Below are 23,569 nucleotides of genomic sequence, written 5' to 3' on the forward strand. Positions count from 1 at the left end.
GAACTCTGGGCACGCATGTACGGCGCCTCACGGGCGAGGACCGGGCCTGCTGCTTCGGCGATCGACTGGTCGACCGCATGTTCTTCGATGCAGATCAGCGTCATGAGGAGCTCCTGGTGAAGTCGGGTGCGAAGACGGTCAACCGGCCAACGCCGGTTTGATGGTCTCTTCGGCGAACTCGCGGAAGGTGGTGGGTGTGGTGTTCCCAGCGGTACGCGCCGTGACGTTGTTGATGCCGCGCTCGCCGGCGAGGTCCATGTCCACCATGGACTGGGCCATCGCCTCGGAGACGCCGCGATCGACGAGGAAGCGGCGAATAGCAGCGCGGTCCCCGAGCTCGTACCGGACGGGCACACCGAGAACCTCGGTCAGGATCTGCGCGATGTCGAGGTAGGAGAGGTCTTCTCCGCCGAGGACCTCGACCGACTCCTGCCCGGTCCAGGCGTGATCGAGCAGGAGTTCGGCAGCGAGTGCGGCGATGTCCTTCGTCGCGATCCAGGGCATCGTGAAATCGGCTGGGAGAGTGCCGGAGACGACCCCGTTCCGGATCGTGGCCACCTGCCGGAGGACGTTGTCCATGAAGGCGGGCAGAGCGAGCGAGCGCATGTGCGCGCCGGTGCTGCGGAAGAGGTCCTCCATCGCGTGCGACGCGGAGATGTGGCCCGCATAGATCTGCGATCCTCGCCCGAGCGCGGAAACGATCACGACGCGCGGCACACCGTGGCGCACGACGGCGTCGGCGCCGGGGATCGAGGCGGTCACGTACGCCTCGTAGGGACTGCTCGCGTTCGCAGCTGCCGGCATGAGCCAGAACAACGCGTCGGCGCCGTCGAGGGCGCGGTCGAGGACATCGCCATCGCAGTGCGACCCGACGACGATCTCGGCTCGCTGCCGCACTTCGGCGGGCAGCTTGTCCGGGTCCCGAACAACGAGGCGCACCGGTTCACTTCGCCCCAACAGCGTGGCGACCAGCTTGCTGCCTGTCTGCCCGGTGGGGGCGGTGACAACGATCATGGATGATTGCTCCTATCCTCGGAAACCTCGAAGTAAACTCTACCGTACCGTATACTTAAGGTGGCACGCTATGGCCCGACGCGGTGAAGCGCTGCGAGAGCACATCCTCGACACGGCGAAACTCGCGTTCCTGGAGGACGGCTTCGAGCGAACCTCCATGGACGCGATCGCGGCGCGCGCCGAAACGTCGAAGCGTTCTCTGTATGCGCACTTCCCGACCAAGGACGCGCTGTTCCTCGCGGTCGTCGAGCGTATCCGCGCCCTGTTCGGTGAGCGGATGCGCACGCCCACGCAATACGCCGACGAACCGGCGGAAGCGGTCGTGCGGTACTGCGGGCGCTTCGTCCAGCTGTTGCGGTGGTCCTCGGTCGCCAGGATGCTCCGTCTCGGCATCGCCGAGGCCGACCGGCTGCCGGATCTGGCGGCCGGCCTCTACGACGTCCTCTTCGGGACCACGGCCCGCGATCTCGCGGCGCACCTGGAAACCACCTCGGGGCTCGCGACCGGCGAGGCCGAGGTGGCGGCGACCGAGCTGATCGGCCTCGTCGTCCACCCGATGCTTCCGCGCCTGCTGTTCGGAATCGACCCCGTCGTCGACGAGGTACCGGAGGAGGAGCGCCTGATGGCAGATGTCGACCTCGACCGGATCCGGCGCCTGTGCCGCATCGTGCTGCAACCGTCGGCTGCGGCGAACCAGCTCACCTCCGGGAACTGCCGTTCCGAGCTGTGAGCAGCCACGCCCGCAGCGTGTATGTCCTCGCGCCTTGGCTACCGTACGGTCAACGCCGCGCTGACGTCCGCGTTCCCGGAGGCGCGTAAGGAGTATCCGCCACGGGCGTCGAAGCTGGATCCGTTCAAGCCGTTCATCGATGAGATGTTGCGGGCGGATCTGGACGCGCCGCGCAAGCAGCGACACACGATCAAACGGATCTACGAGCGGCTGATCGACGAACACGGTATGGAAGACGTGTCCTATCAGCGGGTCCGCGACTACGTCGACAAGCGCAAGCCGCAGATCAGGGTCGACGCCGGCCGCGAACCGCCGCAGGTGTTCATCCCGCAGACCCACCTCAGGAATCGAGAAAGTCGACGAGCAACGGCACCAGCGTCGCCGGGCGGTCGAGGGGGATGATGTGGCCACAGTCCTCGATCAAGTGCCCGGTCAGGGTGTCGGCGATGGGACGGAGTTGGGTTTCGAGTGCTGTTCCGACCGGGCGGGATCCGATGGCCATGGTCGGCACGGTGAGCCGGGCGGTGTCGACAGCCTGCCGGATCTGCTCGGCGCTGGTGGGCATCGCCCCGTAGTAGGAGAACGCACACCGCAAGGAATCAGTGCCCGTGTAGGCGGCGACGAAAGCATCGCGGGTTTCCGCGGGTATGCCGCGGCCCTGGGTTCCGGTCGTCAGAAACCAGTCGAGGTAATCGGATTCGTTTCCGGCAAGGACTTTTTCGGCAAGGCCCGGCACCGCGTGAAAACCGAACCACCAGGGCGGCCCACCGGCCAGAAAGGTTTCGGCACCGGGCAGCGTGCCCAGCAGCGATTCCATGAGCACCAGCCGGTTGACTCGTTCGGGCCGCCGCATCGCCAGCAGGAACGCTGGCGGAGCACCGGCATCGATCGCGACGACGGAGGCGCTGGTTTCACCCAGGGCGTCGAGCAGCCCCTCGGCGTCGGCGGCAAGCGTGCCCGCGTCGTAGCCGACCTGTGCTCGTGTGCTGGCGCCGAGGCCGCGTAGGTCCGGCGCGATCACCCGGTGTCGTTGCGCGAGTCGGCCCATCACCTCGCGCCACAGCTGCCAGGTGTGTGGAAAGCCGTGCAGCAGCAGGACCGCCGGCCCGGTGCCGGCGATCGCCACGTTCGCTTCGATGCCGTTGGTTGCCACCATCCGCACTGTGAGATCTGGCAGTTCGTGAGACATTCGATCCTCCGCTAGCCGGTTACTGATAGTTACTAGCTGACCGTAGGTAACCTGAGGTAGCCTGCCAAGACGGCACTTTTGATACAGGTGGTGAGCTCCAGGTGACTACCCGACCCAGCACAGGCCAGCGCGGGGATCTGTTCTCTCCGGGCTGCCCGACCCGTCGGCTTCTGGATCGGCTCGGTACCAAATGGGTGTCCATGGTGGTGAAACTCCTCGCCGAGGCCGCGCCCGGCGAGGTGCGCTTCGCCGAACTGCAGCGTCGGATGCCGGGCGTATCGCAGAAGATGCTGTCGGTGACTCTGCGAAGCCTGTCCCGCGACGGGCTGGTCGCCCGCCGCGTCGAACCCACCGTTCCCCCGCGCGTTCACTATCGCCTTACCGATCTCGGACTCTCCCTGGAAAATCCGCTGGCCGCGCTGCGGGCGTGGGCGGAGGAGCACATGGCCGAGATCGACGCCGCCGCAGACCCTGCGGACCACGCGTGACCTCATGTCGAACGGTCGACGACGCGATCGAACTCGCCGAGATGCTGACATTCATCGAATCGACAACGGGCTAACCGACAGCGACCCGGACGTCGCGCAATCCTTCCACGCCTTCGTCGGCGCGGACGGCTACGCACTCACCGACCTACAAGCAGACCTGAACCGGTTCGCCACGCTGCTCAACGGCCTCGAGATCTCGGCCCACGACCTCCACACCGAGCCTTTTCTGACACGCCCAACGACAGGACACACCAACCGGGGTGACGTCAAAATTCACGGATACACCCGCCCCGGATCGGCCCCGAGTGACGTCAGATTTCACCGATAAGCGGTGTCAGGATTCAGGATTCGCACTTACGGCCAAAAGAAGCCGTCAGACCCTCACACACCACGTCGACGCTCTGTCGGGTCAGCGCGCGGTGAGTTGTGGCAGGCCGTTCAGGTGATGATGTCGGCGAGCCGGGTGACCTCGTCGAGGTCGTCTGTGTCGGGGACGAAGATGATCTCGTCGATACCGAGGTCGGTGTAGTCGGCGATGGACTGCTCGAGCATTGCGGAGGTGGTGCAGAGCACTACGTTGCCGGCGATGGCATCGGGGCCAGCCGGTAGAAGCCTCGGATGTTCGCCTGGCCGGTCTCGGTGTCGCCCAGTGCGAAGTAGGTGAGTACGACGAGTTTCGGGGTTCCCTGGCGGCCTGCGTTCTGCCAGGCTCGTTTGGCCGCGTCGAAGCTGGGCGCTGTCATGGCCGGTGGCAGCGAGCCGCCGATATAACCCTCGCCCCAGCGCACCATGTGGGGGCGGAGTACCCGCCGAACAATAGGGGGACCTGCCGAGTTCCCGAAGGCACGGCCGGGCTCGGTCCGTTGCCGACCGGCTTGCCGCCCCATATGTCGCGGTCGGTAGCCAGGTCGGATTCCATGCGCGTGCCGCGACCAGCGAGTCCATGCCCGGGCACGGTGAATTCGTCGTCGCGTGATCCGACTCCGACGCCGAGGGTGAGGCGGCCGCCAGAGATACCGTCGATGCCCGCAATTTCCTTGGCCAGCAAGGCACCTGGCCACGTCGGGGCCAGCAGGACCGCGCTGAGCAGACCGATCGTTGTGGTCGCTCCCGCCGCAGCCGCGAGCGCGACGGTGTCGATCACGCCCGGGTACGCGTAGCGCCCGGTCGTAGCGAGGGTGGAGAACCCCGCGTCCTCCGCTCGCGCCGCCCAGCGCGGGATGATCGACGGAGTGAGGTTGCGTACCTGATTCGGGAGTCCGATACCGATTCGCATCAGCGATTCCTTTCTGCGGCTGGGTCATTGGTGGTTCGCAGGGAACGGAAGAACTCCCGGATGTCGGTGGTGAGCTCCTGCGGTGCTTGCCGGGGTGGCACCACGCGATGCGCCGATCCGCCTCGAACTCGACGACCGTGTTGAGGATCCGGTAGCGGACACCGAACAGCTTCCGTCCGAGATGGACCTCTGCCCGACACCGTCGGCCTGCCGCCTGGTTCGGATGCCTGACGTCGAGGGTCGCGTGCGGGCCATGAAACCCGAAGGGTCAGCGGGCCTGCTCGGCGGTAGGCGCGAACACAGCGGGCCAGATATGCAAAGAGTCTTTGCAAACTGTCTTGGCATGTATTACTGTCTGAGGCATGGCCGGTCAGCCTCCTCCTCGGACGATCACCGACGTCGCTGTTTTGCGTCTGCTCGCGCATCCGCTGCGCCGCCGGATCGAGGAACAGTTGCGTCGCGGGCCGGTAAACGCGACCTCGCTGGCGCAGGCGCTGGGCGAGAGCACCGGGCTTACCAGCTACCACCTGCGCCAGTTGGCCAAACACGGCTTCATCGAGGAGGTTCCGGAAATGGCCAACGGCAAGGAACGGTGGTGGCGTGCGGTCCCCGGCGACCGCCGCTATCCGGCCTATACCGAGCAGACCGACGATATGCGTGCGGCCACTGCGGAAATGACCCGGCACAACCTTGCCGAGCTGGTCGAACTGTACGACACCTACGAACGGCAGGCTCCCGGGCTCGGTGCGTGGGCCGATGCATTCCTGTTCTCCCGCACCACGATCCGCGTCGATCCGACGCAGCTTCGGGAGTTTTTCGAGGAGTACATCCAACTCGTCCAACGCTACGGCACGACCGACGACACCGGTGACGACCGGAAAGCGGTGCTGCTGCGCCTGTTCGGGTTCCCCGAAATCTGAATCCCGAACCGAGAGACCACCCATGCACCACACTCGCTCGCGGTCGTGCGGCCGCGTCGCCATCGCATGCCTGCTCCTGCTGGCCCTGTCGATCCTGCCGACCGGTCGCGCCACTGCCGCAACCGCTTTCGACTGCACCGGGTTCACCTGTACCGAGGTCAGCTTCACCGGCGGTGGCGGGCTCATCCTGCACGGCACCGTGATCGGCCCGACCACACCGCAATCCCAGACACCCGGGATCGTCCTGGTGGCCGGCGCTGGTGCGGGACCACGCACGGAATACCAGTCCGAAGCCCGCGCCTTCGCCGCGGCGGGCATCACGACGCTGGTCTACGACAAACGCACGATCGGCTACTCGTTCGCCCATCGCGACATCGCACTACTCGCCGACGATGCCCTGGGCGCGATCGAAACCCTGCGCCGCACCGCTGGGGTGCGCGCGGATCGGGTCGGGCTGTGGGGATTCAGCGAGGGCGCCTGGGCCGCACCGCTCGCGGCATCCCGCAGTCGCAGTGTTGCATTCCTGGTCACGCTCGGCGCGTCCGGCTTCAGCCCGTTGCGCTCGCAAACCTGGAGCCTCGCCACGACACTGCGTCACCGCGGAGTCACCGGGTCGCTCGCCGAGACGATTACCGGTCCCCCGGCCCGGCTGCTCGGTGAGACCGGTGTGTTTCCCGAGGCGGGCTTCGATCCGTTGCCCGCGCTGCGCGCCCTACGCATTCCGGTCCTCGCCCTGTGGGGACAGCGTGACGTGCAGGTTCCGCCCGCGGAAAGCGCTGCGGTACTGCGGAACACTGACGGCCTCGCCCTCGGTCACCCTCGGTTTCCTCCGCGGTGGCGCACACAACGGCCGCTCGACAAGTGACGGATTCGACCGTCTCGGCGCCACACCGTATCCGGGCGCGCCGCGTGGAGCCTTCGCACCCGGCTATTTCGACACCATGACCGGCTGGGTGCACCAGATAGCGAGTGGCACCCCACCGATCTCGTCCACCGATACCCCACCACCGCAGACGACGACCAGCACCGATCCCGGGCACGGCTGCTGGACCTCGGCGTGGATGCAACTGACTGTGCTGGCCGCTCTCATCCTCGGCTTCGCCGGTTATCTGCTGTGGTCATTCACCGACCACCGTTTCCGTGCCACCCGGACCACAAGCCGGCTCGCGCGCTTGTTGGCCTGCTCCGGTCTCATATCGGTGTTCGCGACGGTCTCGTACGTGGTCTCGATCCTTGCCTTCGACGCGCATACCGTCGGCCCGATCGTCGCGTCCCGGGCGCTGGCCTGGCTGGCCCTGCAACTGCTCGCCCTGCTCACCACCGCACTGCTGGCCGGCACCGCAATCGCCACGGCCCGCGCCCAGGCCGGCCCGCTCGTGCGGCACCGGATCGCACTGGGCATCCTGCTGCTCTCCGGATGCCTGTGGCTCGCATGGGCAACCACCTGGGGTTTGCTCTCCGCCTGAAAGCTGCCGACGCACCGAGACTCCAGCTATCCGCTACTCGGCTAATACAGATCACTTGCGTTGACTTTAGCCAGTCACTCAGACCGGGTACACACCCACGATGACCAGGCGTTTTCCAGTTGCCCATTTTTTGCGTGTCCTGCCAAGGGCACGAACCTACGACAGGGCCAACTGCAGGGGATCGACGCCCATGCGATGGCAAAACTGCACTCTCGTCCGGTCGCTCATGTCCGGCATGGTTGCTGGCCAGCCGTCGTGGTTTGTCATCAAACCCGCCATTTAATGGCTGAATTGTCCAGACGTCGTTTGCGTGGCCCGGTCGCGCGACAATCGCAACATCGACCGCATCGTGCAGTCTTTCTGGTTCGCTGCCTCCCAGCGCGTCGCCGACCGCCTGTTGGGTCATCCAGGATGAGAGTGACGTCCCGTTTATCTACTGGCCTGGTGGGCCCTTCCGCCCAGGATCGTATCCATGCGCGTGGCACGGATTTCGGCTGACATAGGTCCCCTGCAATGTGGGCCGGATTGCCCTGGCCTGCGCGTTTGCCTTCGGACAGGCTGTGCATATGCGGTAGCTGAATCGGCGTTCTGGTGCGGCTCTGCAATCGGGTGTCAGTTGAGACATCTGCCAGTTTCGAAAGTTCCCTTCAGCGATTGCTAGGAATGCGATGACCTCTGCGACTCTCTCCCCGCCCGCCATCCATCGGTCCGCCGGGACCCGACCGCGTGAGGTCGGTGTGATCACCCCGGTGCCGGCTGCGGTGGGCGCGCTGCCTGCCCCGCTCCTCCCGGGGGACACCGTCCGGGCCGCCACGGTGGGCGATCTGGCTTCCATCCACGTCATCGATTCGCGCACGGTCGCCGTCGTGGCCCGCCGCGATCGCCATATTCAGCCGATCGTCGCGATGATTGCCCAGTATCTGCCCGGTCTCATCGTCACCGTCATCCACAGCGCGATCATCGTCTCCATCGCCTGACCCACCCCGGCCAACGCGGGTACGCCCTGGATATGCCCCTGAAGGAGTACCGGAGCAAGCGGCGGTCCGGCGTAGCGCCGAGCCGCGCGGACGGCACGCGCGAAAACGGGGCCGCGGGTCGCGCAACGAGCCGCAGTTCGTGATCCAGCACCATGCGGCGAGTACCGATCACTACGACTTCCGGTGCGAGATCGATGGCGTACTGAATCCGAAGGACAAACGGATGGCGCGCCGCACCGAAGACCACCCGCTGGAATTCCAGACATTCGAGGGTGTCATCCCCCGAGGGAAAGTACGGTGCGGGTGGCGTCATCGTGTGGGACCGCACGACAGGATCAACCGCCGTTCCGAAGCTCACGCGGTCCTCGACGAGGCCCGAGCCGCGAAGAAGCTGTCCGGAACCGCACTCACCGCAATGTCTCTCGTCGCGATCGCGGGCTACTCCCAAGGTGGCGGTGGGGCGGCCGCGGACGCCGAGTTGCAGCGAGCTATGTGCCGGACCTCGATGTTCGTGGCAGCGTGATGGGCGCACCGCCCGCAGATCTGCTGGCCGCCGTGCATTCACCCACCATCGAGGGCGAACCGTTCGGTAACAGCCTGCCCGGCGGCGGGGCGGTGGGCCTGCACGGCTACATCTTCAACGGCATCGCCGCTGACTATCCCGAGGCCCGGCCGGAGATCGACCGCATCTTCAGGTCGCTGATGGTGCCGGAGGTGTAGCACATGCCGGCGGCGGAACGCTCGTCGATGACCGGGAAGTCGGGTGCGTCAGCCGTGGCGGAGCACAGTAAGGGTGGCGAGTAGCTTGTCGATCTTGGCCGTGCGGGCGAAGGTGGTGAGTGCCAGCACCGCCGGGAAACGGCGTTGGGCGACGGATTTCGCGTAGGTGAACTCCTTGAGCCCGTCGGGTCCGTGGATGCGGCCGAAGCCGGACTGGCCGACCCCGCCGAATGGCAGTTCGGGCAGGGCCGCGAATAGGTAGACCAGGTTGACGCCGGTCATGCCGGAGCGCAGTCGCCGGGCCAACTCCTCACCGCGTTGCCTGGAGAACACGGCCGACCCGAGGCCGTAGCGCGAGTCGTTGGCGCGTTCGACAGCCTCGTCCATGTCGCGAACCTTGTTGATCGCCAAGGTGGGTCCGAAGGTCTCCTCGGTCATGGCGAGCGAGTCCTCGTGGACGTCGGTGAGGACGGTCGGCTGCACCAGCCGGTCCCCGACCGCGTCGAGCCCACCGATCAGCGTCCGCGCGCCCCGGCGCAGGGCGTCGGCGATGTGCTCGGCCACCACCTGCGGCTGGGTGGGCATCGTCATGGGGCCGAGTTGCGCCTCCGGGTCGTCGCCCGCGCGCAGACCGCGCACCAGGTCCCGCACCTTGGTGAGGAATTCGTCGTACACACGCTCGTGCACGTAGACGCGTTCGGTGCCGATGCACGCCTGTCCGGCGTTGGACAGCCCGCCCCACACCGCCGCCTCGGCCGCCGCATCCAGGTCGGCGTCGGTGTCGACCAACAGCGCGTCCTTGCCACCCGCCTCGATCAACACCGGGGTGAGGGTGTCGGCGCATGCGCTCATAACCTTCTTGGCGGTGGCCGTCGAGCCGGTGAAGGCGATCTTGTCCACGCCCGAACGGCACAGGGCCGCACCGGTTTCGCCGAAACCGGTGACCAGTTGCAGCACCGGGTGTTCGGGCACCACCTGTGCGAAGGCGTCCACTAGCCACGTGCCGACACCGGGGGTGAATTCGCTCGGCTTGAACACCACCGCGTTGCCCGCGGCCAGCGCATACGCGATGGAGCCCATCGGGGTGAAGACCGGAAAGTTCCACGGCCCGATCACGCCGATCACGCCCAGCGGCAGGTACTCCACCGTCGCGGCGAGGTCGGCGGACATGAGGCCGGTGGGAACCTTCCTGCGGCCCAGCACCTTCGGAGCGTTGCGCGCCGCCCAGGCCAGATGGTCGAGCATCATGACGATCTCGAGCTGGGCGTCGGAGATGGGTTTACCGGTCTCGGCGTGCGAGATCTCCGCGAGCTGGGCCAGGCGGCGCGCGATCACCCCGCGCCACTTCTTCAGCCGCTCGGCGCGTTCGCCGAAGCCCAGTTCGGCCCACCACCGTGCGGCTTCCTGTGCGCGCGCGACGGTTTCGTTCACCTGCTCGGTCGTGAACACCGGATGTGTGCCGACCACGTCGCCGGTGGCGGGGTCGAGCGAATCGAAGGTCGCGGCGACTGCCGTACTCACGGACTCTCCTCGGATTTCCTGGGTCTGTGCCGGCGGCGTCATGCGCGGCCGCCGCGAATCAGATCGGATGCTTTCTCGCCTACCATGATCGTGGCGGCATTGGTGTTGCCGCGGGGCACGACAGGCATGATCGACGCGTCGGCGATGCGCAGCCTTTCGATCCCGCGCACCCGCAGTTGTGGGTCCACCACGGCGTTCTCACCGGTGCCCATCGAGCAGGTGGAGACCGGGTGGTACAGCGTCTGGGTCCAGGCACGAACATGGTCGGCCAGCTCCTCGTCCGTCGCACCGTCGACTCGGTTCGGCAGGTAGGGCTGATCCAGGAAACGCGCGAACGAACGGTCTCGTACGATCTCGAACACACGCCGCGCGCCAGCGACTACCGCCGCCATATCGGCCGGATCCTCGAAATAGGCCGGATCCATCTCCGGCTTCCACGCCGGATCCGCCGACCGCAGCCGCAGTCCTCCCCGGCTGGCGACATTCACCAAAGTCACACCTGCCGTGAACATCTGGCCAACCGGCTCGCGGAATCCGTTGTCGTAGAACCCGGTCGGTGCTACGTGAATCTGAATGTCCGGCGCGGCAATCCCGTCGCGGGAGGCAAAGAACGCGCCGCCCTCGCCGACGTTCGAAGACAGCGGCCCACGTCCGGTCAGCTTCCACTGCATGAGCCGGGCCGGATTGGAGAAATCGGTTAGATCCGAGGTGCCGCGTGTGCGCCAGACGAACGGCGTCACCGGGTGGTCGTGCAGGTTCTCTCCGACCCCGGGTAGATCCGCTACCACCTCGATGCCGTGCTCGCGCAGGTGCGCGGCCGGTCCGATGCCCGAAAGCATCAGCAGCTGAGGCGAATTTATCGCACCACCGGACAGCACGACCTCGGCATCGGCAAAGGCGTTGCGCGTCGCACCGCGCTGTCGATATGAGACCCCCATCGCCCGGGCGCCGTCCAGCAGCACCTTGGTGACGAAGGCGTGCGAGCGCACGGTCAGATTCGGGCGCGACAGTGCCGAGCGCAAGTAGCCGTCCGCGGTCGACCAGCGGCGGCCGTTCTTGCAGGTCACCTGATACTGGCCCGCACCTTCCTGTTCGGCGCCGTTGAAGTCGTCATTGCGTTTCAGCCCATGCGCGACCGCAGCCTCGATCCAGGTGTCGGTCAGCTCGTGGGTGAAGCGCCGGTCCTCCACGTGCAGCGGACCTTCTGTGCCATGGAATCGGTCACGCAGCCGGGTATTCGATTCGGCCCGGACGAAATACGGCAGCACGTCCTCGTAGCCCCAGCCCTCGGCCCCGAAATCGTCACGCCAGGAATCGAAGTCGGCCTTGTTACCGCGAATGTAGATCATGGCGTTCATCGACGAGCAGCCGCCCAGCGCTTTCATCCGCGGCCAGAACGCGCGGCGGCCTGCCATATGCTTCTGTTCGGTGGTCTCGTAGTTCCAGTCCCACTTGGTCTTGAACAACGAGGCGAAAGCCGCCGGAATGTGGATTTCGTCGGCATCGTCGGTCCCGCCCGCCTCCAGCAGCAGCACTGACACCGATGGGTCCTCCGACAGCCGGGCGGCCACCACCGCACCGGCACTGCCTGCCCCGACGATCACATAGTCGAAGCGGTCCTTCTCGCTCAACGTTCTCCTCGCCTCCTGGCCGCTCGGCAGTGACGCCGGTCACTGCCATGTCTTCCTGAGGCTATGGCGGACCACCAGCGAATTCCTATATCCGGCCGGGCCGCTTTTTTGATATTTTTGGCCAGTGACCAACCCCTCGAAGTCGTCGTGACGGCACGCACCGCACTGCGCACACCCACCAGTGCGCTACTGATCACGCGGCTCGCCATGGAATACGGAGTGAGCGAGCAGGACTGTCTGCGTCGCACCGGATTGCGCGGCGACGATCTGCGCGGTGGGACACTCGTGACTGGTGTGCAGGAGATCGCTCTCATCTCCAATGTGCTGCGCGCGCTACCGGACATCGCCGGGCTCGGACTGCTGGCCGGTCTGCGCTATCACGCCACCGCGCACGGTATCTGGGGTTATGCGCTCATCGCCAGTCAGTCCTTGCGCGATGCCATCGAGGTGGGGTTGCGCTATCTGGAGCTGTCGTATTCGTTCTGCCTCATCACCGCCGTGGAATCCGCTGACGAGGTGTCGCTGGTGATCGTGCCCGAAGTAACCAATCCTGCGGTGGCCCGTTTCGTCGCCGAACGTGATATCGGCATCATCGCCACTCTGTACCGCGACATCGCCGGACCGACCGCGCGGCTGCACACCGTCCGGCTGCCCTACCCCGAGCCGGACCCGGATACCGCCCGTCGGATAGCCGAAACTCTCTCTTGCACAGTGCAATACGACTGCGACCACTACGCTGCGGTCTTCGACCGGAGCACCGTGGACGACCCGCTGCCGCAGGCCGACCCCCACACCGCCGAGCTCGCCGCCGGACAATGCCGCGATCTCGCCGCCGCGCGCCGGGCCCTGACCGGCACCTCGGGCCGGGTGCGCGATGTCGTCTTCGCCCAACCCCGCGGCCCCCTCACCGAAGCCGAAGCAGCTGCCGCCCTGCACCTCTCCACACGCACACTGCGCAGAAGGCTGGCCGCCGAGGGGCACTCCTTCCGCTCCCTCCTCGACGAGGTCCGCAGCGTACTGGCCTGCGAACTGCTCTCCGGCACCGATCTGCCCACGGCCGCCATCGCCGACCGCCTCGGCTACTCCGAATCCGCCAGCTTCACCCGCGCCTTCCGACGCTGGACCGGGACGTCCCCCCTGCGCTGGCGAAAGGCACAACCGTCCCCTGCCTGAAGGGCCGAATCCGGTACCGCTGCACCGCGACAACCAGGAAGGCGATCCCCCACTGCCGGCCAGCAGCACACGGTGACGACCGACTGCTCGTAGCCGAAGGCGCTGCCGGTGATCCAGGTCGGTCCGGACAGCTCGGTCGTCCAGAAACCGTTGGTGTGCTGGCCGGAATCCGGGATACCGAGGGAACCCTCCCGGAAATCCCGAGCCACATGGGTGCCGACGGCCAGCCAGAGGTTGCCAGTAGCCAGGTAGAGCGCGACCAGCGGGACGCCCGCTTGCAACGACATGGCGAGCGCACTCCACAGGGTGGCATGGGATTGGCCAGATGCATCGCGCCGAACAGCACAGCCGCAAGAACAAGCGCGATCCAGGTTCCCAGCCATTCCTGCATCAAGCGAAAGAACAACCCGCGGAACACCACTTCCTCGAGGAAGCCGGCGAACACAGCCACCGGCAGGTTGGCCAGCACCGCCGTGCCGAACGCCGTGCCGTACGTGCGAATGTCTTTCCAGCTCTGCGGATATCGTCGATGTCTTTCCCTTGCGACGCAACCCCGCCACACCGATCAGAAGGTGGCCGTCTGCAGACCGTTCGCCCGCTCCACTCCTCGGTCGAGACCGCCGAGTCGACCCACCCACACCTGTCGCATGACAGCGGGAACTCAACGGAACTCGAAATGATCGCCGCGAAGGATCCCCCCGCCCTCACACCGGCCGCAACATCGAATCCGTGCGCGGGGTGGAGAATTTCCTCACGGACCTGAGAGCCGATCTCAAGGCCCGCACCTTTCAGCCGGTGCCGGTGCGGCGACGGGCGATTCCCAAGGCGGGCGGCAAGATTCGCTACCTGGGGGGAGGTCTTTGACGTGTGCTGTGCTGCACCGATTCGCTTCCGGTCCGGAATCCTGGCGCGGGGCCTCGAGCAGGGACGACAGCAGCTACTCACCAGCACCGGGCTGCCGGACCGCCGGGCGCGCGCCCTATCTTCGGACCCACCGCCAACTCTCAACCAGAGGTGAGTTCCATGGACCCCGGTTTCCTGTGTCTACTCGTCGTCATCGGCATCATCGCCCTCCTCGTCTACAACTCGAACCAGAAGGCCACCAACCGCTTTCGCGTCCACTGTGGTGAATGCCGTTACGTCTCCCCATGGATGACCGAATCGGCCGCGAACGCGGACAGTCTGCAGCACTACGAAACCCGGCACCCCGCCGCAGTCCCCGGCGGCCACATCGAGTCCAGATTCCGTAAGTGAGCCCCCCGTTGCGGGCCAGGTGTGTGGGCGGCAATCGTTTCATACAGCTCGACATCGGCCGATGCGGTTCGCGCACAGACCGATCGCCACGCGGTCGGCACACCGGCGGGGCCATCCAGCGTCGCTGGTCGCCATCCGGCAGGCGGCCCAAGGCACAAATGTCGGTGTTCCGGACCAGATTCTCCGGTCCGGAACACCGGAGAAACGACCTGAGCTGGGAATATCCCCAATCAGCACGATATCTGCAGTATCCCCGTTCTCTGACCGCTGATCGAATTGACGCGAGGACAGCGATTCATATGGATCGACGTGTCCACACCCCCGATCTCGGGGAAGGCCGCGCTAGATTCGTAGTTTCTTCCACCACCGTCGGTCACGAAACCGTTTGGCGGAATGCCGTTTTCGCGAGATCATGGGGGTTGTGTCGAGTGCGGTGGGTGCGACCTCCGGGCGCCGTGGGAGTCCTTCGCCGCGGCGGGTGTTCGCTGAGAGATTGACAGCACTGTTCGATGCCGCAGGAAAACCGACCTTGCGTTCGGTGGCGAACGCAGCGTCCGCGCGGGTGGCGGCGGCCGGCGGGAACCCGGTCACGCTACAGCGAATCAGCGACTGGCGCAGCGGAAAAGCGATTCCGGCCGAGTTCGATTCGCTGGTGCCTGTGCTGCTGACGCTGATCGAGAAGGCCGCCCGGACTGGGCACACGCCAGCGCCCGAGCTGGTCAAACTGACCGCATGGCGCGCGATCTGGCGGGCCGCGCAGGCCTGGGACCCCCAGACCGAGGCCATCTGCCCCTTTCCGGGTCTGGCCGCCTACGGACCCGAGGATCGCGAACGGTTCTTCGGAAGGGCCGAGGCTACCGCGGAATTGGTGAATCGGGTGGTCGGCCCGGCCGCAGGCATGATTGTCGTGCTGGGCGCCTCCGGGGCCGGAAAATCCTCTCTGCTGCACGCCGGTGTCATCCCCACACTCTGCGCAGACCGGGAATGGACGGTTGTCACCATGACTCCCGGTACGAGACCAGCGAAGACGCTTGCCGAACTGCTCAGCCCATCCGACGCGAACGCGGCGGCGCGCCCGGATCTCGTGGTGGTCGATCAATTCGAGGAGACCTTCACCGTCTGCCTCGATGAATCTGAGCGTGAGGACTTCTCGAGCCGCCTCGCGGAACTCGCCGCAGCACACGAAACCACCCGCACCGTGGTCATTCTCGCGGTGCGGGCCGACTTCGTCGCGCACTGCCTCACCTATCCGGTGCTGGCGGACGCGCTCAACACCCGCTGCTACGCACTCGGGCCCATGCGGGTGGAGGAACTCACCGAGGCCATCACCGGACCGGCACGCGCGACCGGCCTGAATCTCGAGCCCGGCCTGGCCGAACTGGTCGTGACCGAGTTGTGCGGGCTGGCCGGCGGCCACCACCGGCGCAGCTACGATCCGGGCGGTCTTCCGCTGTTCTCCCATGTCATGGCCGCCACCTGGAGGCACCGGGCGGGTGCCCGGCTCACCGTGGCCGGTTACCGGAAGGCAGGCGGCGTGGCCGGATCGGTAACGGCCACCGCCGAGGAGGCGTGGCATGGCCTGACCGCCGCCGAGCAGACCGCGGCCAAGGAACTGCTCATGGGGTTGGTCACCGTCGGCTCGGACGGCCGTGACACCAGGCGGCGCGTCCCGAGCACGGAATTGCTCGCGCGGACGGTCGATCCCGACGCCGCGCAGACCGCCCTGACCCGCCTGATCGACGCGCGACTCATCACTGCGGATTCCGTCGGCGCCGCAGATGGCGAGAGTGGAGCAGCCCAAGAGATCGTCTGCTTCACGCACGAGATCGTGCTGGACGCCTGGCCTCGCCTGCACGCCTGGATAGACGAGGGCCGCGTCGACCTCCTGGTGCGGCAGCGGGTCGAGCTGGACGCCGCCGAATGGGTTGCGGCCCAGCGAGATCCCGCACTGCTGTATCAGCCGGCGCGGCTTGCTGCCGCGGAGAAGGCGGCCGGAACGCCTACGGGCGCTGTCGGTGAGTTCCTGACGGCCGCGCAGGCGGTTCGCAGGCGCGGTCGGCGGCTGGCCGTCGCGACGCGCGTCGGGCTGGCCCTGGTGGGCGTTGTCGTGCTGGTGCTCGGCATCGCCGCCTATACCCAGACCAGACTTTCGGAACAGGAGCACGAGAACGCCGACCTGGTTGCGATATTGGCGGAGGCAGACAGCGTGCGGAGCACGGATCCGTCTCTGTCCGCCCAGCTGGAACTGGTCGCCGACCGGATACGTCCGGGTGATCCGGATATTCGGTCCCGCCTGCTGCGCATACAGAACCTGCCGCTGGCCGCACCCCTGCGCGGGCATACCGGAGCGGTGCACCAGGTGGCGTACCGGCCGGACGGACACGTGCTGGCCTCGGCGGGTGAAGATGGTGCGGTGCGGCTGTGGAATGTCGCCGATATCGCCCACCCGGTGTCCTCAGGAGCGCCGCTGGACTGTGGAAAGCCAGCGACTGCAACGGCTTTCAGTCCGGACGGCACGCTACTCGGGGCGGCCTGCGGTACCGGGATCCGGCTGTGGAACGTATCGGATCCAGCGCATCCGGATCCGTGGCCGTCGCAGGCCGCCGGAAAGGTCACCGACTTCGTGTTCGGCCCAGACGGGCGGACCCTGGCTGCGACCGACGGCACGAGCGTGACGCTGTGGAACCTCGGCAATCCCGCAGCGCCGGTACAATCCGGCCGTCCGTTGACGACCACCGATCCGGTCGCCTCGATGGCGTTCGCGCCGTCGGGCCGGCTGGCTGTCGCAGGCTCCCACACGGTCCAGATCTGGACACTGGGCCCAGTTCCCGGGCCGCTGGGGGCGCCGATCACGGTGCCGGGCCCGGGGATTCAGGCCATGGCGCTCAGCCGGGACGGCACGACGCTCGCGGTCGGCGGCGGTGACAACGCGTTGATGGCCACCGGTACCGCCGATGCCACTGTGACGATGTGGGACATAGCCATTCCGGACAGGCCTGCGCAGTTCGGCAGCCCACTCGTGGTGGACACCAAATCCGAGTTGCGCTCGCTCGCGTTCGATCCGGAGGGAAACATCCTCGCCGTGGGGGGGCGCGACAATGTCACCCTCTGGACTGTGGTCGACCGGGCTCACCCGACCCGATTGGGGGAACCGCTGGCCGCACCGTCGCCGCCGTGCCAGGAGGCCAACGTGTTTCAGCCCTGTCGCGACAGCCCGAACACGTTGGCTTTCGCCGCTGACGGGCACACCGTCGCCGTCGGCGCGCAGGGTAGCCTGCGGCTGTGGTCGCTGCCGCCCGCGGTGATCGGGGGCCGGATCGGCTGGTTCGCCAATAGGGCGGCGATCAGTGCGGTCGGCACCATGGTGACGAGCGTGGTGAACGGCCGGCTCGAACTGTGGGACATCCGCGACCGGAGATCGGTCCGCCCGCTCGCCGATCTCGGCCCCGGGCCGAGCGCTGATGGCTTCATCCCGACTCCCACACTCAGCCTCGACGGCCGTCTGACGGTCGCTACCGCGGGCCCGAACGCCGGGCTACAACTGTTGGATATCAGCGACCCCGTGCACATCCGGCCGCTGTACCAGTTCCCCGACGCCATCGGCATCGGGTTCAATGGCCGGATCCTGGTGGAAATCCTGCCGGCGTTACACCTGCGGCTGTGGGATCTGTCGGATCCGGCTCATCCGGTCGCGACCATCCCGCCCACCAAGTTCGGTACAGACCCAATCAGTGGGTCACCGTGCTATGTGAATATTGCCGGGCACCTACTGGTGACGCTCGCGCCCGACGAGAACGCGAAGGGGGAACTGGAGTACATGATCAAGTTCTGGGATCTGACCCGCAAGGGCGAAGCCCGTGAGATCCAGCGGATTCCGAGCGATCCCGCCCGGCCGTTCTACGCGTCGGTCCTCACACCCGATGGGCGCACCATGGTCACGCTGGCCGAGAATACGCTGCGCGTCTGGGATATCAGCTCCCCGGGACTGGCACGGCCGCTCGGCGATCCGATCATCGCGCACGCCTTCAATATTCAATCCGTCGATTTCAACGCAGACGCCACGCTGATGGCGACATCCAGCGCGGATTCCACGGTGCGGCTGTGGGATTTCCGTGACCGCGCCCACCCGCAGCCCATCGGGCGGAGCATCACCATGCCGAGCCGCACCACCTGGAATCTCAACCTCGATGTGGCGGCCGACCGGCTGATCGGAGTCGGCAGCGGTGTCATGAGTATCTGGGACCTGGACGAAAACGAAACGCGGCAACGGATCTGCGATATCACCCGCGATGCGCTCACCCGCGAGGTGTGGGCCGCGCATCTGCCCCAGCTGCCCTACCATCCACCCTGTCCGGAGGCGAGATGAGCCGAAACAGTCTGGTGGCCGTACTTGTCGCCCTCCTACTCACCCTCATCGATACGACAGTCGCGGCAGCGGACAGCGATATGCCGCGAGGCCGGGTGCCGGTAGGCGGCGGCACGGGCTTGGCCTTCCTGCGCGGCGGGCCGCTGACCGACCACCCATTGGTCTATATCTGCACGCTCACAACGATCGGCTACGACGCGGCGGGCAATCTGGTTGGCCTGACCAACGCACATTGCGTGTACGACGGCGACAAGCAGTGGCCCGGCGACCGGGTGCTGCTCGAGTCGGCGGTGTTCACGCCCGGAGCGGCGATCGACGTGCTCGGGATGGTCGAGTACATCAGCGGCGGCAATCCGATCGTGCCCGGTCCCAACGGACCAGGACTCGACTACGCGGTCATCGTCTTCGACAAGTCGATCGTCGAACCGGTGGCGACCGTCGGGAAGACCACCATCCGAGGAGTCGGATCACCGCCCCCCGCGGGGACATCGGTGTGCAAGCAGGGTGCGGCGAGCGACCGGTCCTGTGGCACCACCCTGACCACCACCGGCCCTTACCTGGTGAACACGATTTCGGAGATACCCGGTGATTCCGGAGCGCCCATGGTGGCCGGCGACACCCTGGTCGGCAACCAGTGGATGTGGGGCGCCGGCACCGCTATCACCGACATCCTCGCCGACCTGGACCGCCGCGGCGGAATCGGCGCCGGATTCCGCCCGGTCTCGCCGTAGTCGGGCCGATAGCGAAAGACACTGCGGTGGAATACATCTGGCAGATCGGCTCGGCCCTCGACGCAGCGCATCGGGGCCGGGCTCGTGCACCGCGCGATGTGAAGCCCTCGAACATCCTCGTCACCGCGGGCGATTTCGCGTGAGTCGTTTTGCGGGGTGGTAGGTCATTTGCAGGTTGAGGTGCCGGTAGACCTCGGCTTTGTCCATGACGGACTGGTTCTCTGCGTCAGCAGGTGTCAACGCGCCGTCTGGCCCTGTCCTCTCATCGAACTGGTCAACGCGGTCCGTGCCAGATCGCGTAGCCAGATGTGTGCGGGGTCGGTGTCATAGCGCTGATGCCATGACAGGTACGCCGGGGCCGGCGGCAGGTCCAACGGGAGCGGGAGCAGGACCAGGCCGAGATCCGCGGCGGCCGAACGCGCTGTGGCTTCGGGGGCTGTGACGAGGAGGTCGGAGCCTCGCACGAACTCGACCGCGGCTCTTTCGGTGGGCGCGGTCGCCACCACACGTCGGGTGAGGTCGAGCCGCGCGAGAGCGTCGTCGATGATGTTGCCGAGCCTTCCGCGCCGCGAGACGGTGATGTGCTCGGCCGCGGCGTACCGCGCGGCGGTGACGGTCTCGACACGGGTGAGCGGGTGGCCCCGTCGTACGACGATGACGTGCTGGGTCTCGGCCACCCGATCGGCGCGAATCTCGGGTGCGGTCGGGCGGTCCGCGTTCGCGGCGAGGTCGACCTCGCCGCGACGCAACTCGGGGGTGTCGATGCTCGATTCCGCGATGAAGCGCAGACGCACGCCCGGCGCCTGCTCGCGCACGGCGGCGAGAAGGGCGGGACCGCTGAGGGCGACCAGTGCGTCGTGCCAGCGGAGCGTGAAGGTCCGCTCGAGCGTCGCGAGGTCGAGTTCACGGCTTGGCGCCAGCACGCCCTGGACCTGCCGCAGCAGGTCGTGCACCTGTTCCCGGACGGCGAGCGCGTATGGCGTCGGGGTCATCGTGCGCCCTGTGCGTACCAGGATCTGATCCCCCGTCGTGCGCCGGATTCGGCCGAGGCTTCGGCTCATTGCGGGGGCGGTGACGTGCAGGCGGTCGGCAGCGCCGGCCACGCTGCCTTCCTCCAGGAGAGCGTCGAGCGCGGCGAGCAGATTCAAATCCAATTGCATGGGAGTCATTCTATTCGTGCTTTACATGCACTTGAAGTTAATGATGGCCCGTCCTACCTTCGAGATGCGGGCGCAAAAGACCACGTTCTCGCCCGGCTGACCTCATCACCCCCTGCTCAGAGAGGAGCACCCGCCATGCTCGAGTCGATTCGGAACACCGGTGTTGCCACAGCCGCCGGCTCCGCCTCCTACGCCGACCTGCTCGCACAGACCGCAATCGCCGTACGCACGGCGAGTTCGGCACTGCGGGAGCGCTTCGGCGACGTGGTCCAGTTCCAGACCCGCGAAGAGCTGATGGGCGCGCTCGCCGCCAACGACGACACGGTTCTCGACATCCTGCGTCCCCGCCTCGAAGTCCTGCGCCCGGACGCCCGCTGGGTGGAGGAGGAGCTGGACGGCGGCGCTCTGCCGGCCGGCGAATGGTGGGTCGTGGATCCGGTCGAAGGCAACATCAACCACCTGCACGCCCTGCCGGAGTGGGCGGTGACCGCCACCCTCGTGCACGATAACCAGCCGGTGCTCACTGCGGTCCACCTGCCGCTGACCGGCGAGACGTACACCGCGCTCGCCGGCGGCGGCGCCCACCTCGACGGCCGGCCGCTGCACGTGTCGGGGACCACGGACCTCGGGCTGAGCATCGTGGCCACGAGCCAGGCCAGGCCGGACGAGGACGAGAAGGTCGTGCGGCGCGTCGGCTCCTCGATCACCGAGATGCTCATCGACGCGCTCGTGGTGCGGACAGCCGTGCCCGCCACCCTGCACCTGCTGAACGTGGCCGCCGGCCGGATCGACGCCTTCTGGCAGTTCGCCGGGGCCCGCGCGGACTTGCTTCCCGGGGCGCTGCTCGTCGCCGAGGCCGGCGGACGGATCTCCACCGCCGAGGGCCGCCCCTGGACCCCGGAGAGCGACAGCTTCCTGGCAGCGGCGCCCGGCGTGCACGCCGATGCGGTCGCCACGCTCTCCCGCTGACCACCGACCAGAACAGAAAACACAGGAGGACCTTCACCATGAGCAAGATCACCATCCTCGGCGGCGGCCGCGTCGGCGGCGGCCTGGCCACCGCCCTCACCCGGGCCGGGCATGAAGTGACCGTGGCGGACCGCTCGCCGGGCGCTGCCGCCGACGCTGCCCGGACAGCGCAGATCGTCATCAACGCCACGCCGGGCGCCGGCTCGCTGGAGCGGCTCGCCGCGCTGCGCGAGGAACTGCGCGGCAAGATCCTCGTAGACGTCTCCAACGCCACCGTCGACGGACCGGACGGACTGCCCGCCGACCTGCTCTACCCCGGCTCGAGCCTCGCGGAGCAACTCCAGGAGGCGCTCCCCGAGACGCACGTCGTCAAGACACTCAACACGATGCTCTACTCGGTGATGACCGCGCCCGCCGCGCTCCCCCAGACGCCAACCGCGTTCCTCTCCGGCAAGGACCCAAAGGCCAAGCAGGTCGTCCGAGCGCTTCTCGCGGACCTCGGCTGGCACCAGGAGTGGATCACGGACCTCGGCGGGGTCGAGACCGCGCGGGCTGCCGAGGCCGCGATCCTGTTCGTACCGCACGTGATCCGATCCAGCGGATTCACGCCCTTCGCGATCTCGATCGCTCGCTGATCCGCATAGAGTGCGTCGCCTGCCTACGGTAGAAGCCCGTTCTCAGGGCCCTAGGTGGATGAACGGTATCCACCTGCTCGGTTGGTAGGCATGGATGTCGCGATAGTGTCGTATCGCTTGGTGTAGGGCCAGTGCGGACATCGACGGGTCGAGCTGTCGACCCGCGACCAGATGCTGATAGACCAATCCCGAGATGTCGGCGGCTGCCCCGTCCCAGGTCGACCACAATGTCGCGAGGACGTGTCGCCAGCCCAGGTAATTCAATCCGGCAGCGAGTGTGATGGCTTCGTCGACGTTCCTGACACCCGACGTGGCGGTTTTGCAGGCGCAGAGGAAGATGAATTCGCCTCCGGCACTGTCTATTCCGGCGATGTCGGCGATGGTGATCAGGCCTGCGGACTGCCAGTCGTACGGGATCAGTCCCCCAGTGCTCGGCTCATCCAGATTCTGGGTGCCGTGGCAGGAGGCGTGCACCCACCGATGATCGGCGAGTCCTTCGAGGATCGCATGGTGGCTCGCCTTCGTGTCCGTCAGATCGGTGTGCTGGTCCGGCAGAAGTTGAGCCAGGATAGTCTGCTCCCGCGATACCGACCACAGGTCCGGCATGCCTGGCGTCACCGGCAATGAGACCACCAGCAGCCGGTCCTGTTTGGGCACCGGTGTGGCTGTCGACGCGTATTCCAGAGCACGGACGGTCGGGGTGTAAGAGGAGATGACCCGATCCAGCACGCTGCGGTGGGCGAGTGGATCGTCGGGATCGTGATAGCCCGCAGCATGCACCGGCAGCAGGGCCAGCGGTCCCGTCGGACACCACCAGATCCGCGGCCACGCACCATCGGCTGGTGGACCGTCGAGACCCAATGCCGTCAGGATCGGCTCAGCGACGGTGTCCCACAGCCATTCCAACATCAGGGTGCACACTTGCTCGAGGCCGATCCGGGCGACGCGTTCACTCACGCGTACCTGTTCGAAGATTTGCAGTTCAGCCATGTACTCGTTGGCGCGACGCAGGACATCCGCGCGGGTGAGGGCGGGCAGCGGCACGGTACGCACGCCGGCAGCCGTGATGACAAGAGCGTCACAGCGCCACCGGCTGAGATTGACGACGACGACCGACCCACCGCCGACAACCCTAGTGTCCGACCTGCACCGAAAATGGCGAAAGGCGCTCTGACCTGCGATATTTCTTCCTGCTGAGGGAGAAAAGGATCGAGTTCGAGGAGCACCTGGTCCGAAAGTACCCGGTGACTCGCGCCGGTCTCGATGCCCTTGGCGAGACTGAGCAGCGCCGCGTCCGGCCCGATCGAGTCCTTCCACGTTTCGAGATTCGCGCGCAAGGATTGAGACGG

24 protein-coding genes and 1 pseudogene are annotated in these 23,569 nt (G+C 66.8%); 15 read left to right on the forward strand and 10 right to left on the reverse strand.

The features are described from left to right. Positions 1 to 138 precede the first annotated feature (138 nt). Entirely contained in the window at positions 139 to 1,014 is an 876-nt protein-coding gene (locus ABZW16_RS34485; RefSeq protein WP_354960301.1) for an NAD(P)H-binding protein, read from the reverse strand. Between the two features lie 70 nt (positions 1,015 to 1,084). Between ABZW16_RS34485 and ABZW16_RS34490 the strand changes: the two genes are divergently transcribed. Together ABZW16_RS34490 and ABZW16_RS34495 are read left to right on the forward strand one after the other, a co-directional pair. Beyond that, a complete protein-coding gene (locus tag ABZW16_RS34490; protein ID WP_354960324.1) occupies positions 1,085 to 1,744 on the forward strand; it encodes a TetR/AcrR family transcriptional regulator in 660 nt (219 codons plus the stop codon). A 21-nt stretch (positions 1,745 to 1,765) separates the two neighbouring features. Then, a complete protein-coding gene (locus tag ABZW16_RS34495) occupies positions 1,766 to 2,146 on the forward strand; it encodes a hypothetical protein (RefSeq protein WP_354960325.1) in 381 nt (126 codons plus the stop codon). Here ABZW16_RS34495 and ABZW16_RS34500 read toward each other — a convergent pair. Beyond that, on the reverse strand, positions 2,085 to 2,933 hold the full coding sequence (locus ABZW16_RS34500) for an alpha/beta hydrolase (RefSeq protein ID WP_354960302.1): 849 nt from the start codon (positions 2,931 to 2,933) through the stop codon (positions 2,085 to 2,087). The two genes, ABZW16_RS34495 and ABZW16_RS34500, sit on opposite strands and share 62 nt — an antisense overlap. A gap of 101 nt (positions 2,934 to 3,034) precedes the next feature. Between ABZW16_RS34500 and ABZW16_RS34505 the strand changes: the two genes are divergently transcribed. Further along, the gene (locus tag ABZW16_RS34505) at positions 3,035 to 3,421 is read left to right on the forward strand and encodes a helix-turn-helix domain-containing protein (RefSeq protein WP_354960303.1); all 387 of its coding nucleotides are present in this window, start codon (positions 3,035 to 3,037) and stop codon (positions 3,419 to 3,421) included. A 572-nt stretch (positions 3,422 to 3,993) separates the two neighbouring features. On the opposite strand, the gene ABZW16_RS34510 is transcribed toward ABZW16_RS34505, so the two are convergent. Together ABZW16_RS34510 and ABZW16_RS34515 are read right to left on the reverse strand one after the other, a co-directional pair. After that, positions 3,994 to 4,164, reverse strand: a complete 171-nt coding sequence (locus ABZW16_RS34510; protein ID WP_354960304.1) for a hypothetical protein — start codon at positions 4,162 to 4,164, stop codon at positions 3,994 to 3,996. Further along, positions 4,161 to 4,697 (reverse strand): LLM class flavin-dependent oxidoreductase, encoded by a 537-nt coding sequence (locus tag ABZW16_RS34515; protein ID WP_354960305.1) that lies wholly within the window; start codon positions 4,695 to 4,697, stop codon positions 4,161 to 4,163. The genes ABZW16_RS34510 and ABZW16_RS34515 overlap by 4 nt, the downstream gene beginning before the upstream one ends. A 362-nt stretch (positions 4,698 to 5,059) precedes the next feature. Between ABZW16_RS34515 and ABZW16_RS34520 the strand changes: the two genes are divergently transcribed. The 6 genes from ABZW16_RS34520 to ABZW16_RS34545 all read left to right on the forward strand — a co-directional run bounded on the left by ABZW16_RS34520 (position 5,060) and on the right by ABZW16_RS34545 (position 8,780). After that, positions 5,060 to 5,617 carry a helix-turn-helix domain-containing protein gene (locus ABZW16_RS34520; RefSeq protein WP_354960306.1) on the forward strand — a complete coding sequence of 186 codons (558 nt, stop codon included), beginning with the start codon at positions 5,060 to 5,062 and terminating at the stop codon, positions 5,615 to 5,617. A gap of 22 nt (positions 5,618 to 5,639) precedes the next feature. Then, positions 5,640 to 6,482 carry a hypothetical protein gene (locus ABZW16_RS34525; protein ID WP_354960307.1) on the forward strand — a complete coding sequence of 281 codons (843 nt, stop codon included), beginning with the start codon at positions 5,640 to 5,642 and terminating at the stop codon, positions 6,480 to 6,482. Positions 6,483 to 6,558: 76 nt separating this feature from the next. Beyond that, entirely contained in the window at positions 6,559 to 7,083 is a 525-nt protein-coding gene (locus tag ABZW16_RS34530) for a hypothetical protein (RefSeq protein WP_354960308.1), read from the forward strand. 668 nt (positions 7,084 to 7,751) lie between these two features. Next, complete coding sequence (locus ABZW16_RS34535; RefSeq protein WP_354960309.1) at positions 7,752 to 8,060, forward strand: hypothetical protein; 309 nt, start codon at positions 7,752 to 7,754, stop codon at positions 8,058 to 8,060. A 139-nt stretch (positions 8,061 to 8,199) separates the two neighbouring features. Then, a complete protein-coding gene (locus ABZW16_RS34540; RefSeq protein WP_354960310.1) occupies positions 8,200 to 8,583 on the forward strand; it encodes a DNA polymerase ligase N-terminal domain-containing protein in 384 nt (127 codons plus the stop codon). Next, on the forward strand, positions 8,583 to 8,780 hold the full coding sequence (locus tag ABZW16_RS34545; protein WP_354960311.1) for a hypothetical protein: 198 nt from the start codon (positions 8,583 to 8,585) through the stop codon (positions 8,778 to 8,780). Before ABZW16_RS34540 ends, ABZW16_RS34545 begins: the two co-directional genes overlap by 1 nt. 48 nt (positions 8,781 to 8,828) lie before the next feature. On the opposite strand, the gene ABZW16_RS34550 is transcribed toward ABZW16_RS34545, so the two are convergent. Then, positions 8,829 to 10,343, reverse strand: coding sequence for an aldehyde dehydrogenase family protein (locus ABZW16_RS34550; protein ID WP_354960312.1), 1,515 nt, complete (start codon positions 10,341 to 10,343; stop codon positions 8,829 to 8,831). Continuing rightward, the gene (locus ABZW16_RS34555) at positions 10,340 to 11,932 is read right to left on the reverse strand and encodes a GMC family oxidoreductase N-terminal domain-containing protein (RefSeq protein WP_354960313.1); all 1,593 of its coding nucleotides are present in this window, start codon (positions 11,930 to 11,932) and stop codon (positions 10,340 to 10,342) included. The genes ABZW16_RS34550 and ABZW16_RS34555 overlap by 4 nt, the downstream gene beginning before the upstream one ends. Before the next feature lie 147 nt (positions 11,933 to 12,079). On the opposite strand from ABZW16_RS34555, the gene ABZW16_RS34560 reads away from it, so the two are divergent. Beyond that, a complete protein-coding gene (locus ABZW16_RS34560) occupies positions 12,080 to 13,105 on the forward strand; it encodes an AraC family transcriptional regulator ligand-binding domain-containing protein (RefSeq protein ID WP_354960314.1) in 1,026 nt (341 codons plus the stop codon). On the opposite strand, the gene ABZW16_RS34565 is transcribed toward ABZW16_RS34560, so the two are convergent. Beyond that, the gene (locus tag ABZW16_RS34565) at positions 13,032 to 13,667 is read right to left on the reverse strand and encodes a CPBP family intramembrane glutamic endopeptidase (RefSeq protein WP_354960315.1); all 636 of its coding nucleotides are present in this window, start codon (positions 13,665 to 13,667) and stop codon (positions 13,032 to 13,034) included. The two genes, ABZW16_RS34560 and ABZW16_RS34565, sit on opposite strands and share 74 nt — an antisense overlap. Positions 13,668 to 14,128: 461 nt before the next feature. On the opposite strand from ABZW16_RS34565, the gene ABZW16_RS34570 reads away from it, so the two are divergent. The 3 genes from ABZW16_RS34570 (at position 14,129) to ABZW16_RS34580 (ending at position 19,456) form a co-directional block, all read left to right on the forward strand. Further along, complete coding sequence (locus tag ABZW16_RS34570; protein WP_354960316.1) at positions 14,129 to 14,359, forward strand: hypothetical protein; 231 nt, start codon at positions 14,129 to 14,131, stop codon at positions 14,357 to 14,359. Positions 14,360 to 14,852: 493 nt separating this feature from the next. Next, positions 14,853 to 18,725, forward strand: coding sequence for a hypothetical protein (locus ABZW16_RS34575; RefSeq protein WP_354960317.1), 3,873 nt, complete (start codon positions 14,853 to 14,855; stop codon positions 18,723 to 18,725). Continuing rightward, positions 18,722 to 19,456, forward strand: coding sequence for a hypothetical protein (locus ABZW16_RS34580; protein ID WP_354960318.1), 735 nt, complete (start codon positions 18,722 to 18,724; stop codon positions 19,454 to 19,456). The genes ABZW16_RS34575 and ABZW16_RS34580 overlap by 4 nt, the downstream gene beginning before the upstream one ends. 236 nt (positions 19,457 to 19,692) lie before the next feature. Here ABZW16_RS34580 and ABZW16_RS34585 read toward each other — a convergent pair whose 3' ends face one another. Further along, entirely contained in the window at positions 19,693 to 20,616 is a 924-nt protein-coding gene (locus ABZW16_RS34585) for a LysR family transcriptional regulator (RefSeq protein WP_354960319.1), read from the reverse strand. A gap of 135 nt (positions 20,617 to 20,751) precedes the next feature. Between ABZW16_RS34585 and ABZW16_RS34590 the strand changes: the two genes are divergently transcribed. After that, positions 20,752 to 21,585, forward strand: coding sequence for a 3'(2'),5'-bisphosphate nucleotidase CysQ (locus tag ABZW16_RS34590; RefSeq protein WP_354960320.1), 834 nt, complete (start codon positions 20,752 to 20,754; stop codon positions 21,583 to 21,585). A gap of 38 nt (positions 21,586 to 21,623) precedes the next feature. After that, the gene (locus ABZW16_RS34595; RefSeq protein ID WP_354960321.1) at positions 21,624 to 22,220 is read left to right on the forward strand and encodes an NAD(P)-binding domain-containing protein; all 597 of its coding nucleotides are present in this window, start codon (positions 21,624 to 21,626) and stop codon (positions 22,218 to 22,220) included. A 42-nt stretch (positions 22,221 to 22,262) separates the two neighbouring features. On the opposite strand, the gene ABZW16_RS34600 is transcribed toward ABZW16_RS34595, so the two are convergent. Continuing rightward, positions 22,263 to 23,273 (reverse strand): CHAT domain-containing protein, encoded by a 1,011-nt coding sequence (locus tag ABZW16_RS34600; RefSeq protein ID WP_354960322.1) that lies wholly within the window; start codon positions 23,271 to 23,273, stop codon positions 22,263 to 22,265. A 158-nt stretch (positions 23,274 to 23,431) separates the two neighbouring features. Beyond that, positions 23,432 to 23,569: pseudogene (locus ABZW16_RS34605) on the reverse strand (glycerol-3-phosphate dehydrogenase); the annotation flags it as partial.

This window comes from Nocardia sp. NPDC004604 (assembly GCF_040609795.1).
In the GTDB taxonomy this organism is placed as follows: Bacteria; Actinomycetota; Actinomycetes; order Mycobacteriales; family Mycobacteriaceae; genus Nocardia.